Source organism: Gilliamella sp. BG7 (assembly GCF_046635565.1).
GTDB lineage: Bacteria > Pseudomonadota > Gammaproteobacteria > Enterobacterales > Orbaceae > Gilliamella > Gilliamella apicola_P.
In genome coordinates this window covers 104513-119736 of sequence record NZ_JBIDFB010000008.1, presented here as the reverse complement: position 1 = coordinate 119736, position 15224 = coordinate 104513, and the positions used below count along the sequence as shown (strand labels likewise).

The 15224-nt window shown below is 39.0% G+C and carries 22 protein-coding genes; 20 read left to right on the top strand and 2 right to left on the bottom strand.

The window, feature by feature from the left end; translation table 11 throughout:
* Positions 1-179: 179 nt before the first annotated feature.
* The 18 genes from ACGH49_RS07020 (at position 180) to ACGH49_RS06935 (ending at position 13323) form a co-directional block, all read left to right on the top strand.
* A complete protein-coding gene (locus tag ACGH49_RS07020) occupies positions 180-479 on the top strand; it encodes a hypothetical protein (protein WP_174798240.1) in 300 nt (99 codons plus the stop codon).
* On the top strand, positions 476-856 hold the full coding sequence (locus ACGH49_RS07015) for a DUF5675 family protein (RefSeq protein WP_411588785.1): 381 nt from the start codon (positions 476-478) through the stop codon (positions 854-856). Before ACGH49_RS07020 ends, ACGH49_RS07015 begins: the two co-directional genes overlap by 4 nt.
* Positions 849-1301 carry a lysis system i-spanin subunit Rz gene (locus tag ACGH49_RS07010; RefSeq protein WP_065606371.1) on the top strand — a complete coding sequence of 151 codons (453 nt, stop codon included), beginning with the start codon at positions 849-851 and terminating at the stop codon, positions 1299-1301. The genes ACGH49_RS07015 and ACGH49_RS07010 overlap by 8 nt, the downstream gene beginning before the upstream one ends.
* A 342-nt stretch (positions 1302-1643) precedes the next feature.
* A complete protein-coding gene (locus tag ACGH49_RS07005) occupies positions 1644-1880 on the top strand; it encodes a hypothetical protein (protein ID WP_411588783.1) in 237 nt (78 codons plus the stop codon).
* Between the two features lie 72 nt (positions 1881-1952).
* Entirely contained in the window at positions 1953-2429 is a 477-nt protein-coding gene (locus tag ACGH49_RS07000) for a terminase (protein ID WP_065606377.1), read from the top strand.
* Between the two features lie 8 nt (positions 2430-2437).
* Positions 2438-3955: a terminase large subunit gene (locus ACGH49_RS06995; protein WP_411588781.1), complete on the top strand. Its 1518-nt coding sequence runs from the start codon at positions 2438-2440 to the stop codon at positions 3953-3955.
* The gene (locus ACGH49_RS06990) at positions 3955-5169 is read left to right on the top strand and encodes a phage portal protein (RefSeq protein WP_411588780.1); all 1215 of its coding nucleotides are present in this window, start codon (positions 3955-3957) and stop codon (positions 5167-5169) included. Before ACGH49_RS06995 ends, ACGH49_RS06990 begins: the two co-directional genes overlap by 1 nt.
* Positions 5147-5800, top strand: a complete 654-nt coding sequence (locus ACGH49_RS06985) for an HK97 family phage prohead protease (RefSeq protein WP_065606385.1) — start codon at positions 5147-5149, stop codon at positions 5798-5800. Before ACGH49_RS06990 ends, ACGH49_RS06985 begins: the two co-directional genes overlap by 23 nt.
* Positions 5801-5813: 13 nt before the next feature.
* Positions 5814-7037 carry a phage major capsid protein gene (locus ACGH49_RS06980; RefSeq protein WP_411588779.1) on the top strand — a complete coding sequence of 408 codons (1224 nt, stop codon included), beginning with the start codon at positions 5814-5816 and terminating at the stop codon, positions 7035-7037.
* Positions 7038-7085: 48 nt separating this feature from the next.
* The gene (locus ACGH49_RS06975) at positions 7086-7403 is read left to right on the top strand and encodes a head-tail connector protein (protein WP_065606389.1); all 318 of its coding nucleotides are present in this window, start codon (positions 7086-7088) and stop codon (positions 7401-7403) included.
* On the top strand, positions 7400-7750 hold the full coding sequence (locus ACGH49_RS06970) for a phage head closure protein (protein WP_065606391.1): 351 nt from the start codon (positions 7400-7402) through the stop codon (positions 7748-7750). The genes ACGH49_RS06975 and ACGH49_RS06970 overlap by 4 nt, the downstream gene beginning before the upstream one ends.
* Positions 7716-8144 carry an HK97-gp10 family putative phage morphogenesis protein gene (locus tag ACGH49_RS06965; protein WP_411588778.1) on the top strand — a complete coding sequence of 143 codons (429 nt, stop codon included), beginning with the start codon at positions 7716-7718 and terminating at the stop codon, positions 8142-8144. Before ACGH49_RS06970 ends, ACGH49_RS06965 begins: the two co-directional genes overlap by 35 nt.
* The gene (locus ACGH49_RS06960; protein WP_065606395.1) at positions 8141-8467 is read left to right on the top strand and encodes a DUF3168 domain-containing protein; all 327 of its coding nucleotides are present in this window, start codon (positions 8141-8143) and stop codon (positions 8465-8467) included. The genes ACGH49_RS06965 and ACGH49_RS06960 overlap by 4 nt, the downstream gene beginning before the upstream one ends.
* Before the next feature lie 18 nt (positions 8468-8485).
* Positions 8486-9007 (top strand): phage tail tube protein, encoded by a 522-nt coding sequence (locus ACGH49_RS06955; RefSeq protein WP_174798254.1) that lies wholly within the window; start codon positions 8486-8488, stop codon positions 9005-9007.
* Positions 9007-9378, top strand: a complete 372-nt coding sequence (locus ACGH49_RS06950) for a phage tail assembly chaperone (protein WP_411588777.1) — start codon at positions 9007-9009, stop codon at positions 9376-9378. The genes ACGH49_RS06955 and ACGH49_RS06950 overlap by 1 nt, the downstream gene beginning before the upstream one ends.
* Positions 9379-9392: 14 nt before the next feature.
* Entirely contained in the window at positions 9393-9671 is a 279-nt protein-coding gene (locus tag ACGH49_RS06945) for a DUF4035 domain-containing protein (protein ID WP_174798337.1), read from the top strand.
* 5 nt (positions 9672-9676) lie between these two features.
* A complete protein-coding gene (locus ACGH49_RS06940; RefSeq protein WP_411588776.1) occupies positions 9677-12937 on the top strand; it encodes a tape measure protein in 3261 nt (1086 codons plus the stop codon).
* 53 nt (positions 12938-12990) lie between these two features.
* The gene (locus ACGH49_RS06935; RefSeq protein ID WP_411588775.1) at positions 12991-13323 is read left to right on the top strand and encodes a hypothetical protein; all 333 of its coding nucleotides are present in this window, start codon (positions 12991-12993) and stop codon (positions 13321-13323) included.
* 196 nt (positions 13324-13519) lie between these two features.
* On the opposite strand, the gene ACGH49_RS06930 is transcribed toward ACGH49_RS06935, so the two are convergent.
* Complete coding sequence (locus ACGH49_RS06930; RefSeq protein WP_411588774.1) at positions 13520-13861, bottom strand: helix-turn-helix domain-containing protein; 342 nt, start codon at positions 13859-13861, stop codon at positions 13520-13522.
* Positions 13845-14093 (bottom strand): type II toxin-antitoxin system RelE family toxin, encoded by a 249-nt coding sequence (locus tag ACGH49_RS06925; protein WP_065606407.1) that lies wholly within the window; start codon positions 14091-14093, stop codon positions 13845-13847. The genes ACGH49_RS06930 and ACGH49_RS06925 overlap by 17 nt, the downstream gene beginning before the upstream one ends.
* Before the next feature lie 100 nt (positions 14094-14193).
* Between ACGH49_RS06925 and ACGH49_RS06920 the strand changes: the two genes are divergently transcribed.
* A complete protein-coding gene (locus ACGH49_RS06920; protein ID WP_411588773.1) occupies positions 14194-14523 on the top strand; it encodes a phage tail protein in 330 nt (109 codons plus the stop codon).
* Entirely contained in the window at positions 14520-15224 is a 705-nt protein-coding gene (locus ACGH49_RS06915) for a phage minor tail protein L (RefSeq protein WP_411588771.1), read from the top strand. Before ACGH49_RS06920 ends, ACGH49_RS06915 begins: the two co-directional genes overlap by 4 nt.

The following is a 15224-nucleotide window of genomic DNA, read 5'->3' as shown; positions in this document are numbered from 1 at the left end:
TAAGTCGGTTTTTTTATGTCCAAATTTACCCCTATGCCACTTTCTAATAATTCACTAACAATGGATTTATAGATACGTTCGGGGTCTTCTACAGAATCGACAGCAAAGCTAGACACACACATAACTAACATTTAGAGCTAGTACGCTGTCACATCATTAACTAACAAGAAGAATTAATTATGCCAATCAAAGATCCTAATAATTATGATTGGCTATACCAGTTAATAGCTGCTGTTGTCGGCTCTATTGCGAAAATAGCGTTTGATATTTTAAGCGGTAAATCATTCACGCTAAAAGTAGTCATTTGTCAAGTGATAGTCGCACTATATGCCGGGCAGCTAATGGCTTGGATAGCTACGAGCAGGCACTGGATAGATGAAGAAAAGTATTGCGCTATAAGCATTGCAAGCTGGCTAGGTGCTGAAATGATAAAGAATATTGCTGATAGATTCAAAGATAAAACAGGAGGGAACTCATGAAGCTAACAAGATTAAAAACAAGTGTGCGCGGTACGTTTGGTAAAATACAATTGCCGTCGGGTGCGGTTTTGTCAACTTTAGAGCTACCGTGGCTAAATAATCAACGTCAGATTTCATGTATTCCAGCTTCTATATATCAATGCGATATTGTTAACTCACCAAAATTTGGTCGAGTATATCAAGTTAAAGACGTTCCTAATCGCTCACACATTTTAATTCACGCCGGCAATTGGACCAAAGATACACAGGGCTGTATTTTGGTAGGCATGAGCAATAACGATACTCAGTTATTTGAAAGCAAAAAAGCATTAAATTTGCTGATGAATGAACTTAACGGAAAGTCATTTAAGTTGGAAGTTATAGAAAACTATGAATAAAACAAATGTAGCATTGATTAGCGCGTTGATATTTGCTTGTTATTTTGCATATAACTGTTGGCAAGATGAAAAAACTGCGGTTGCAAAAGCGAATAAAGCCGAAGCAAAGTACGAAAAGTATATACAAGATAATAATGAAGTTAAAAAAATTGAATCAAACATTATCGAGGCTATTAAAAATGGGTATGCTAAAACAGATGCTTTACGTAATGATATCGATAACGGTCTTGTCGAGTTGCGCGTCAAAGTCGAATCCGTCGAACGAGATAGTACCACCTCCAGCAATATTGCTAACAAAGCCTTACGACTTGCAAGAACTTCTCAACAAGATTATTACAATCTCACCAGTGCAATCGAGTACAACAAAGTAATGATTGAGGGTTGGCAGAAATACTATTGTAAAGAGATTGCACCAAAGAATAATACTGAGTTTATGTGTAATTAGATTTAACGCCATGATAAACGTATATAACAATACTAGATGGCGTAAAGCCAGATTAACCTATCTACAGCGTAACCCGTTTTGTGTTATGTGCTTAAAGCAAGGCAGATATGAACCCGCTACAGCAGTAGACCACATTATCCCCCACAAACTCGAACAAGCATTAATATCGAAAGACCCGATAAAGATAAAGAAAGCCCAGAAACTGTTTTGGGATTCATCAAACTATCAGGGCTTATGTAGCACTCATCACTCAAGCACTAAACAACGTATTGAGAATAAGGGTACAGAGATAGGATGCGATGTGAACGGTATGCCGTATGGCGGACATTGGAGTAAAGGAAAATGAAACAAATTCAATTAGCTCATTTATATAAGAATGGTGAATTTTATGGCTACGGTATTGCAGTAGATGGACAGCTTTTAACTAATCAAGTAGCTGTTAATATCGAGACAAAACCCAATCAACTAACAATTATACATGTTGATTTTAAATTAGATAGTAAAGCGGTTAGCAACCCGGTTGATATTGAATTGGATAACAACAGCAATAGGGAGGGGGTAGGTAATTCCTCCAGCTAAATGCTTTGAAAACCACCCGCCTCCTTTCATTTTAACGCTAACCCGATTTTTTTAGTTTTTTTAGGATTGATTATGGCTGCAAAAAAGAAAACACGCTCAGATAGCACCGCGGCGGTTATCAGGGTGATGAATAATGCCGCTAAAAACACAATTGAACCTCCTGAGCACGCGGGGCTAATGGCTAAAGCTCGCCCTTTTTGGGATGCTAACATTAAATCTAAATCGCTAGATTTATGGACAGATACCGACCTTATCGAATGTGCTGATTTATGTAATAACCAGTTAAGAATTCTCGAATTACGGAAAGAGCTGTCTAAGGAGAATAAAAAAATTGGCGAAGAACGAAACTCTAACGAGATAAAGCGAATTGATAAGCAGATTACTGATTTGGGTCGGTTAGTTGCCGCACAAAAAAGAAATCTGCAAATACACTCTCATGCAACAAACGGCGAATCACGAGATCAAGTTAATCATAATAAAAACGAGCAAGAAGCTAGAAGATATTTGGGTAAACATGATGATGGCTTGCTTGCCACTCCCATACATTAAGGTGGAATATGACGAGAGGTGAAAAAGTAATAGCCTTTATTGAGCGATATTGCCGAGTCCCCGACGGCGAACACCTTGGCGAGCCGATGCAATTAGCTGATTTTCAGAAAAGGTTCATTTTAGATATTTATGATAATCCGCACGGTACGCATTCGGCGTATCTTAGTATCGCTAGAAAGAACGGTAAGACTGGTTTAATTGCTGGGTTGTTGTTGGCGCACTTGGTTGGTCCCGAAGCTGTACAGAATTCGCAAATCGTAAGTGGAGCAATGAGCCGAGAGCAGGCTGCAATAGTCTTTGATTTAGCCGTTAAAATTGTGAATTTAAACCCTGAACTACAAAGAATTGTAAGGGTTGTACCAAGTGGGAAAAGGCTCTATGGTTTACTTTGCAACGTTGAATATAAAGCGTTAGCCGCTGAAGGAAAAACAGCACACGGACTATCACCAATTCTTGCTATTTTGGATGAGGTAGGGCAAATAGTTGGACCAAGAAGCGATTTTGTTGATGCAATTACAACATCGCAGGGTGCACATAAAACACCATTACTCATTGCGATTAGCACACAAGCGGCTAATGATGCGGATTTATTTAGTGTGTGGCTTGATGATGCAAAAAACTCTAACGATCCACATATTGTTTCCCATGTGTATTCTGCTGAAAAAAATGCTGATGTGTTGGATGAGGATGCGTGGAAAGCAGCAAACCCAGCCCTTGGTCTGTTTCGTTCCTATGACGATTTGAAGCGGCTTGCTAATGCCGCTAATCGAATGCCGAGCGAAGAAAACAAGTTCAGAAATTTAAACTTAAATCAAAGAGTATCCGTCGTTAGTCCTTTTGTTTCCCGCAATGTTTGGGAATCTTGCTCAGCTAAGCCGACGTCAGAAGATATCATTAGCTTTGCTGGACTTGATTTATCACAAAAGAATGACTTAACCGCATTCGTTGTTATATCAAAAACAAGTGATGGGCACTGGAACGTTCACCCGTATTTTTGGGCAACAGAAGTTGGCATACATGATCGTTCAAAACGGGACAGAGTGCCATACGATGTGTGGGCTAAACAAGGTTACTTAAGAACAACGCCACGGGCATCTATTGATTATGAGTATCTAGTTAAAGAACTAGATGAAATCATCCAAGAATATAACATTTCTGCTATCGCCTTTGACCGATATCACATTGATTTTTTAATCAAGGAATTTGAGCGAATTAATGTCAACCCACCACTGGTTAGGTTTGGTCAAGGCTTTAAAGATATGACGCCTGCTTTGTCGATTTTAGAAGATGAGCTTTTAAATGGAACTATCAGACACGGTAACCATCCAATATTAACTATGTGTGCTGCTAATGCTGTTGTTACAAGGGATGAAGCGGACAATAGGAAGTTCGATAAGCACAAAGCAACAGGGCGGATAGACGGAATGCAAGCGTTAGCTATGGCTTTTGGTGTAACAAATAAAGAAGATGAGTTGGAAAACAATTTATCAGATCACATCCTAAACGTAGGAATACGGTCCTTATAATGAAAATTTTTAATTTATTTAAACGTAAATCGCAAGCTAGCACCTCTTCTCAAGAGGTATCCGATTACATCGGCTTTTCACTAGATACTTACGCGGGTCGCAGAGTTAGCCCTGCCCTAGCTATGCAGTTAACGGCGGTGTTCGGTTGCGTGAGGGTATTAACAGAATCAGTTGGAATGCTACCTTGTTTTTTATATCAAGCGACCGATAACGGGCGCAAGAAAGCACCTAAAGAAAAACTGTACTCGCTTTTGTACGTTGCACCAAACAACTATATGACGCCCCAAGAGTTTTGGGAATACTTGATTGGTTGTCTCTGCTTACGAGGTAACTTTTATGCTTACAAAGTAAAAGTATTTGGTGAAGTTGTCGAGTTACTCCCGCTTTTACCTGGTAGTGTACAGCCTAAGCTTAATGAGAAATGGGAACCTGTTTATCAAGTCACATTTCCTGATGGCTCTTGTGATGTTTTATCGCAAGATGAAATTTGGCACGTGCGCACATTCTCAATGGATTCTTTGGTTGGACTAAGCCCGATTAGTTATGCGCGGCATGCGATAGGGCTAGGCTTAGCAACGGAAGAGCACGGATCTAGACTGTTCAGTAATGGCGCAGTATCAAGCGGCGTATTACAAACTGACCAAGTATTAACGGATGAAGCGTACAAACGATTAAAAGACAATTTTCAAGAGCGTCATCAAGGTTTATCAAATGCACATAAGCCAATGATTCTAGAAATGGGTTTAAAGTGGAACAACATCAGTATGTCCGCCGAAGATGCCCAATTTCTAGAAACAAGGAAATTTCAATTAGAGGAAATATGCAGAATATTCCGAGTGCCGATGCACATGGTGCAAAACACAGATAGGGCGACATTCAATAATATTGAAAATCTCGGCATGGGTTTTGTTAACTACTCATTAGTGCCATACCTAACACGTATTGAACAGCGCATAAATGTTGGTCTGGTTAATAAAGAAAAGCGAGGGCAATTTTATGCCAAATTCAATGTTGGAGCGTTATTGCGTGGCGATATGAAATCACGTTATGACTCATACGCCACAGGTATTAACTGGGGCATTTTGTCACCGAATGAGTGCCGAGATTTGGAAGAGCGTAACCCTAGGGAAGGTGGAGACATCTATCTAACCCCAATGAATATGACTACTAAACCACAGGATGATAACAAAAATGCTAAACAAAAAGAGACTTGATATACCCTTTGAAATTAAGTCAATCAGTGATACAGGTGCGTTTACGGGCTACGGCTCGGTGTTCGGTGTAAAAGATAGTTATTCCGATATTGTGATTAAAGGTGCTTTTGCTAATTCGCTTAATAAGTGGAAAGAAAAAGGACGTTTACCTGCACTCCTTTGGCAACACAAGATGGACGAACCTATCGGCTATTACACAAAAATGGTTGAGGACGATAACGGATTATACCTTGAGGGGCAGTTATTAATTGACGATGACCCACTCGCAAAACGAGCACATGCTCATATGAAAGCAAAATCATTATCGGGATTGTCAATTGGCTATATATTAAACGATTATGATTATGACAAGGAAAAATCTGCATTCATTTTAAAGGATATTGACCTTTGGGAGGTTTCCGTTGTCACGTTCCCTGCCAATGATGAAGCAAGGATTGATAACGTAAAAAGTATTTTCGAAAGTGGTGATATACCGCCGCCGAAAGAGATAGAAAGAGTACTGCGCGACGTTGGACTCTCCAGAACTCAGGCAAAGGCGTTTATGTCTGAGGGATACTCTTCACTAAAACAGCGAGATGTTAGTAATAGCGAAGAAAACGCATTAAAAATTTTAAAATCTATTTTTAACTAGGAGATTATATATTATGGCAGTAGATCAAAAAGATGTTGAACTGGTCGCGCAAGAAATTAAAAATCAATTTGAGCAATTTAAAGCAACAAATGACAAGCGATTAGACGCTATCTCACAAGAAAAAAGTGCATTAGCTGAAAGGGTTGAAACCTTAAATGGCAAATTATCAGAATTAGATAATGTAAAAAATGTACTAGAAAACGAACTAAAAGAGGTCAAACGCCCTGCAGGCGGTAACAAACAAGCCTCAGCACATAAAGAAGCGTTTGCTATGTTCATCCGCAAAGGTGACGAACAAGGATTAGCCGAACTGGAACGAAAAGCGATGCAAACTGGCGTTGATACTGACGGTGGTTTTGCAGTACCAGAAGAACTAAATACTGATATTTTAGCCGCATTGCGTGATGAAGTTGTGATGCGTCAAGAGTGTACGGTAATGACGGTTGGCACACCTGATTGGAAAAAGCTAACCAGTAAAGGTGGCATTGCTAGTGGTTGGGTTGGTGAAACCGATGAGCGAACAGAAACAGGAACACCAAAACTCGGTGTTATTTCTCCTGTTTGGGGGGAAATTTACGGTAATCCGTACGCCACGCAAACCATGCTTGATGATGCCTTTTTTAATGTTGAATCTTTTATTGTGAATGAGCTTTCTCAAGAGTTTGCAGAAAAAGAAGAAGAGGCATTTACATTCGGTGACGGCAATAAAAAACCGAAAGGCTTTTTAGCTTACGAAACTACAGCGCAAGCAGATAAAGATCGTGACTGGGGTAAATTGCAAAATGTTGTAGCAGGTGCGGCGAATTTAACAACTGATGATATTGTGAAGTTAACTTACACACTGCGTAAAGTCTATCGTGCAGGTGCTAAATTTATGATGAACAATCAATCATTGTTAGCCGTTCGTTTACTAAAAGATTCTAATGGTAACTACATCTGGCAACCGGGCTTACAAGTTGGCCAACCATCACTATTATCGGGTTTTGCTGTTGCTGAAAATGAGCAAATGCCTGATATCGGCGACAGCTCAGGCAAAGCACCAATCGCGTTCGGTAACTTCAAGCGTGGCTTTTATATCTTTGATCGCATTGGTATTCGTATGTTACGAGACCCATACACTAAGAAGCCATTTGTTGGATTCTATACAACCAAACGTGTTGGCTCTATGTTGAATGATAGCAATGCTATTAAAGTGTTAACTATGCCAGCGGTTCAATCACGTTCAGCAAAATCTTAACTGAAAAGACAAGGCCCTTTATTAAATAAAGGGCTTAGAGGTATATTTATGGCTTTGCCCACAATTGAAGAGTTAAAAACTCATATAAACCTTGATCATGATGAAGATAACGCTTTATTGGCCACATATGCAAATGCCGCAAAAACAACAATTGAAAGTCATCTAAATCGGAAATTATATAATGATTCCGTGCCTGATAGCGATTCAAATGGAATTGTTGTTAACGATGCAATCAAAGTTGCAATCTTGATGCTTGCCGGACACTGGTATGACAATCGAGAAGCGGTAACAATTAACGGAAATGCGAGTGTTTTACCATTAGCTTATCAAATGTTGATTAACCCATACAGGATTATACCCATATGAAAGCAGGTCGATTACGCAACGAAGTAACTTTTCAGAAGCAAATTAAACGTACAGACGAACTGGGACAACTAGTTAATGAATGGGTCGATGTGTGCACTGTACGAGCCGAAATTCGGGACGTGTCGGGGAAAGAGTATCAAAGCTCACAAGCTGAACAGGTGCAAACAGATTGTAAAATCTTAATTCGGTATAGAAACGATATTACTGCTGATATGCGTGCGCTGTGTAATGGAACTTATTACGACATTAAAGCGGTGCTTGAAGACGTAAAAAGGACAAGGCTTGAATTACCATGTCAAAAGGGTGTACGTTATGATGAAACCCTCGTTATCAATAGCGGGATTTAAAGAGCTTGAAGCTGATTTTAAGTTGCTTTCAAAGTCGGAACAACGCAAAGTATCAAAAAAAGCGGTTCGTGCTGGAGCAGTGGTTTTTCGTGACGCTATTCGTGCAAGTGCGCCTGTTCGAACTGGACGATTGAGGCGGTCTATTTCTGTGGATACAGCAAGAGGTTCGCTAACTTCTGGCGTGAAGTTTAAAAAAATTCGAGTTACAAAGAAATCAAAAAAAGGTAAAAGTAAAAAAACTTTGCCATTTTACTGGTGGATGATCGAAAACGGAACGTCAAAAATGTCAGCACGTCCTTTTGTCCGCCCTGCTTTTGATGCAAATGTAAAAAAGGCAGAAGATGCAGCATTTAAACAGTATTTAAAAGATATCGATGAGATTTTCTTAAAATGATAGAAGCTAAAATTAACAACACACTAAAAACATTGTGCGACGGTCGTGTTAGTCCACTAGTTGCACCGTATGGGACTAGTCCGCCATATATGTGTTACACAAAAGTTTCAGAAGTTTATGACGATGTTATGGGCGGACAATCATCCGTTGAGTATTGTTTTCAAGTTGATATCTACGCAAAAACACTGCTCGAAGCTGAAACCATTAAACAACAGTCATACGAAAAACTGAAACTGTTAAAACCATTCAATATCACTAGTCGCCAAGACTATGAAACCGAAACCGAGCTTTATCGCTCAACGTTAGAATTTTACATTCAATAATAACCCATTTAACCATTTATGCCGCTTAACTGCGGTTTTTTTATTTTTGGAGATATTAATATGCCAGAAGTTCAACAAGTACAAAGTGAATACACAAAAACAAGGGATGTCGGTGTTTTTGTTAGTAAAGATCCATCTCTTAAATTTATCGTATCAGCAACAGCAAAACTCAGCTTAGAATGCACTGTGACAGATTACTCAATGACAGCGCCTGAGGGTGAAGAAATTGACGTATCGACACTTTCATCAATCACAAAAGAAACTATCAGCGGCTTACCAGCGGAAGCGACTGTTTCAATGAATGCAAACTTTGTGATCGGCAATGCTGCACAGCAAGTATTACGTAAATCGTACGATACTGGGGATAACTACGCATTCCAGATCAAATATGAAGACGGTAGTTCAATCGACTGGATTGCGCGTGTAACTAGCTACGAGTTCAAAGGCGCGAAAAATGGTGTCGTAACAGGTTCTTTCTCATTCAAAGTGAAAGGGAAATTTGTGTTTAATGCTCCGTCTGTTAATCAAGGACAAAAATAATGAATTTAAAACAAATTATTACAGCAAAAAATTCAGGCTTTCGTACAAAAAAGATTCGGGTTGAAGAATGGGGCGTTGCGGTTACTATTCGTGAGCCTTTGCACACTGATTTTAATCGGTATATTAAGACAATCAAAGATATCACAGATAATGAAAAACTAACTGATCACGAAAAAGATTTACTAAACATTAAAGCGGAAGCAACGCTATTTGCAACGGTTTTGCTTGATGATAACGGTGATTTTGTTTTCAGCAATGATATTGATGATTTAGTAAAAAGTTATGGTCCTGTTCATACTCGATTAGTCAATGAGGCTTTTAATCTGCTTGGCTTGAAAAGCGAGCCGATAAAAGAAGCTGAAAAAAAGTAGAAAGCGATCCTGAGCTGTTTTTTAAGTTAAAGCTTGCATTAAGGCTCGGTAAAACTCTTGCCGAGCTTGAACAAACGCTATCAGCAAGGGAATTTTACTACTGGGTCGCATTCGACAAATTAAACCCGATTGGTGATGAAAGACACGATTGGCACGCCGCACAAGTCGCATCAGCTATCTATCGGTCACAAGGTGCAAAAGTCGAGTTTGAGGACTGTTTACTTAAATTCAAAGAAGAAAAGAAAGAGCCTGTCAGCATATTTGACGCGCTATCAAATTTACTTGGGAAATAAATAAAATGGCAACATTGCGAGAATTGGCAATCCGAGTTACAGCCGACTCATCATCATATCAACGAGAAATGAGCCGCGCATCACGACTTGGTACAGATTATTACAAAACGATGGAAGATCGCTCAAAGCGGTTTGATGCATACATTGCTAGCAATAATCGCTCAGTTCAAGCAATGAACATGCAATTAACACAGCTAAAATCATCGGCTTTAAGTGTAGCTACAGCATTTGCAGGTGGTTTTGCATTTACTAGCATTGTAAACATGGCGGACGACTGGGGGCAAATGGCTGCTCGTATTAGAATGGCTATTACATCTGTCGAGGGTTCAGCAGATAATTATGAGCAGGTGCAAGGTCGCTTGCTTGAAATTAGTAATCGTAATGCTAAAGCGATTGAAGATTCGCAAGAGCTGTACGTCGCCACAGCATCATCAATGCGTGATCTGGGTTATAGCACAAATGACACGATCGACTTTATCGAATCAATGTCAAACAGCTATACCATAAATGCGACTTCTGCAGATAAAGTATCAACAAGCATTAACGCAATCACTAAATCGATGATCACAGGGAAAGTTAGTAGTAACGACTGGAAGTCGATCATGGCATCAACGCCAAATGTTGTTACCGCTCTGGCAAACTCAACAGGTAAAGCCGAAAAGGTCATAAAACAACTTGGTATGAGCGGTCAAATATCAATGCGACAGCTTGCTGATGCCATGATCAAAGTTAAAGATGAAACGGGCGAAATGGCTGATGGCATGGGTAATACCGTAAAAGACGGTTTTACTCAGATATCAAACAGCTTTAAGTCGTTAATTGGCGAACTAAATAGCAGTACCGGTGTTACTCAAAATATCGCAAGCGGCTTGAAATTCGTTGCAGATAATATTCATTTAATAACTGGTGCTGGCACAATTCTTGTTAGCATTGGTCTATCTCGATATTTCAGCGGACTTTCGCTATCTATTTTCAATGCTACAAAAACAACACTAGCAAACCGAACAGCACAAATATCTCAAGCTCAAGCACAACTAGAAGCAGTTAAAAGCTTGCAATTAAAAGCTGTTGCCGAAGTAAATGCCGCAAGATTTGAAGCGCAACGTGCTGTTGGTTTAAAAGCCAGTCTTGTTGCGCAAAATAATTTAACAGCAGCTATTAATCGTCAAACACAAGCAAATAATGCGCTAGCTGCCGCACAAACAAAAGTAAATGTACTAACTAGTAAATTTAATTTGTTATCGCGAGCTGGCAGTGGTTTATTAGGTCTACTCGGTGGGCCTGTTGGATTGCTGACTACAGCGGTATCAGTCGGTGCGGCATTTTTTGCAATGGGCGACGGCGCAGACAAAGCCAAAAAGCCGCTTGAAGAATTACAATTGCCTGTTGACGAACTTCTCGCTAAATTTAAAGAATTAGATAAAGGTAAGCAACAATCAATAACATCAGAATTGACATTAAAAGTTGATGCAGACTCTAAAAGAGTTGATGATGAAATAGATAACCTACAAAAACAACTTGAAAAAAAATTTAAAACGGCCTGGAAAGCTAACGGCAATTATTCAGTTCAACGGATTGTTACAAAGGAAGACCAATCTGCCATACATGACTATATTGATCAATTTAAAGCGCTAAAAAAATCATATGACGAAGGAGCTATAAGTAAGCATGATTTTGGTAACAAGGTCGGTGAGCTTAATGAAAAATTTGCAGATGCGGTTGGAAAAGGGCAGGAATTTAAAACAGTATTGGGAAGTATGACATCGGCTGTGCATTCATCAATAGATGCTTTGGCAGAAAGCAAAGAAAAAATGGACGCGGTGGGCAAAGCCTCGGCTGAAACAGCAACAGAAATAAAGTTACTTGATGTAGCTGATTTTCCAAATTTAGAAAATCAACTTGGCGTACTTAGTCAGCAACTTGATGTAAACAAAGTTAAGTCAGAAAGTGGAGCAGAGGCGGCATTTGTGCTTGCTGGTTTACAACGTGCTGCCGGAGATGCAGCTATTGAACACGCTGCTGATTTAATTGCATTAGCAAAAGGACAAGAGTTAACTGGCAAAATGTCAGAAGAACTTACTGAAAAGCTTAGATTATATACAAAAAATCTACGTGAAAGCTTCAAGCTACAAGAGGGCTTCAAACACTCAAAAACGATCAAGAGCGCAGCAGAGCTGTATAAGTCGCAGTTAGACAAACTAAATAGTCAGATCAACGCTTACACTGATATCACTGAGCTACAAAAAATCCGCAGGCAATTAGCGGAAGGGGAATTAAGTAAGCTAACTGATATTCAAAAGAAAGTATTAGAATCAAAAGCTATCGAGTTAGATAAGCTAAATGCGCAAAAAGAATATAAATCAATTATGGATTCTTTGCGCACTCCTGCTGAGCAACAACTAGACACTTACAAGCAACATTTATCGATTATCGAAAAAGCAAATCTATCACTAAAAGAACGTGAAGAACTGCTTAATAGAATGGCTAAAAAAGCCGCTGAATCCGCCCCGTCATTTAGTTATCACAACTCTTACAACGGCTTAGGTAGTGATTTACTGAACGTTGCAGAAGATGATAAAAAACTTCAAGATTGGCATGAGCAACAGTTAAAATTGTTTGATGATTTATTGAAAAAAAAGGAAATCAAACAGCAAGAATACGCTGATGCTATTGTTAAGATAGAAGAAACTATGCAACAAAAGCAAAAGGATATTCAGTCTGCATATACACTCGCAACACTTGGCACATTCTCATCATTAACTGGCTCGATTGCTGATATGTTTAAAGAAACTGCTGGTGAATCATCTGCAGCATACAAAGTGATGTTTCTTGCTAGTAAAGCCTCGGCTATTGCACAAGCAATGATTAGCACCGAAGTTGCTGCCGCAAAAGCATTAGAATTTGATCCAACAGGTATTATGTCTGGAATTACAAGAGGTCTTGGCTATGCATCGGTGGGTATGATAGCCGCTCAAACACTAACTGGTATGGCGCATAGTGGTATTGATCACATTCCAGAAGACGGTACTTGGCTACTTAAAAAAGGTGAGCGAGTAATAGATGATAGAACAAACGCTGATTTAAAAGACTTCTTGCAAACATCGAATAAATCGGGAGGCAATATAACTGTAAACGTGCCTGTAAATGTTGGCAATGGTGGTTTATCAGAAGAGGACGGAAAAGCGGTCGGAAATATGATAAAACAATCGGTACTAGCAATTCTTGATGAGCAAACGCGTCCAGGAGGAAAACTAAATCGTCGTTGATTTAATGGCTGAAATTTCATACCATTAGCCAAAAATTAATTAAGGAGAATGGTATGAAAAAGATCATTTTGATTAGCTTAGTTGGTATAGCTTTGGTTGGTTGTGGTAAAAAAACTTGCCCAGATGTAGTTACAGACGCTTGGACACAAGCCCAACATATAGTCAAATCAAGATTAAAATCACCTTCTACAGCGGATTTTCCATACCCCGGAAAGAGCGGTTTAATTGAAATTGGTGAGCTTCAGGGGGTGTGCCATTATTACATTGAGGGCGATGTTGATGCTCAAAATAGTTTTGGCGGCATTATTAGGAATCGCTATTCAATGAACCTTAAGTACAATACATCTACAGAAAAGTGGGTTTACGAAAATCTAGAAATAAAATAAAAAACCTATTTATTATACCTATGGTGAACTGGAGTGCGACTAATATAACACCTTTAAGGGGGGGGATACGTCCGCTGTCTCTTTGCAGTTTTGAGCTCCCTATCGTCCCGCTAAATCTTTTGCATAATTACTATTATTAATAAGTTAATTTTAGATCAAATATTATTAGATCCTAACCCGCTTCGGCGGGTTTTTATTAAAAATCTAACAGTTCAGGCTTGATTTGTAGTGCTTTGGCAATTTTAATTCGTGTTGCTTTTCTTAACTTTTGGCTTTTTTCATATTGAGAATAAGCTGATTGGCTAATACCTATTTTATTCGCAACTTCAACTTGAGATAATTTTAAATACTCACGCCATGCTTGTGCAGGAGAATAGTTATTATCAAAAACCATATTAACAACTTCGTTTGGTACGCCTGTTTCAACATCGATTGTTTTTGCGTTTGATAACTCTAAGTATTGGTTGTAAGGCATAACTACAAACTGTGGTTGTCCTTGTTCATTATTAATAAACTGTATATTAGTAAGTGCGTTCATCGCGTTTTTTCACCTCTTCAATAGAAACAATATGAATAACACCATCAAAATTAAAAAACACCCGATAGTTACCCACCCGTAATCTGTACTGATATTTATGATTAGTTAAGGCTTTTACATTAATGCAATTCGGCATGTCAGCCAGTTCATTAATTTTATTACGGATTAAAGCATTGCTTTGAATTTTCCGTAACTGCTTTAATGCTTTAATTTGATAAATAATTTTATTCATTTTGTTTTTCTAACTAATCTTGATATAAGTATTATATAAGATATATAAGTTTTAGCAAGTAAAAATACAAGTAAATTAGCTTAATCATCTGGAGAAAACTATGGAAACATTTCACTGGCAAGTTTCGCCGAATATGAGTGAAAAAGCCGAGCCAAAAATAAAAACCATTAAATTCGGTGATGGCTATGAGCAACGAATTCGGGACGGTATTAACAACGACTTGCGCTCATACAGCGTTACGCTAAAAGTGGCACGAGAAGATGCTCAACACATCAATGACTTTTTAACACGGCAGGGTGGGCTTCATGCATTTAAATGGATAGAGCCGAACTCGCACAGATTAATAACAGTTAAATGCCCAAGCTGGACATCTAACGTTATGAACACTGCAACAACAATAACAGCAACATTTGAGGAGGTAATCGCATGATCCCCCCCAAAATGCTACTCGATATCACAAAAATAGCACAAGATGCGATAGTTGATTTGTATGAAGTCGATTTAACTAAAATTGTCGGCAATAAAACAATATTTCGCTTTCATAATGGATTAAATGAGCTTCGGCGATCAATTACATGGCAGGGTAATATCTATGAGCCGTATCCCATAAAAGTAGAGGGTTTTCAAAAAAACGGGCAGGGTACTAGTAACCGTCCAACCATGAGCGTCAGTAATGCAATGGGTTTTATCACTGGTCTGATTGCTGATTTTGACGGCCTACTTGGCGCAGTTGTCACACGCCACGAAGTGCCCGTTAAATACTTAGACGCGGTGAATTTTGAGAGCGGCAACCAATATGCTGACCCGTTTTGCGAAATCATCTCAAATTATGTTATCGAACAAGTCAAGCAACAAAACTCGATGGTTGTTACGTTTGAATTAGCGTTACCGTGTGAATCAGATGGTGCATTAATACCTGCCCGTGTTATTATCGCTAATACCTGTAGCTGGATATATCGTTCGTCAGAGTGTGGTTACACTGGTGGACCTGTAGCTGATGAATTTGATAAACCGACAAACGACATCACAAAAGATAAATGTAGCCGTTGTCTAAATGGCTGTAAACTGCGTTATGGGCAACACGGTATTCTTCCTTTTGGTGGTTTTCCAACTGCTGCTAAACTCTCTTAA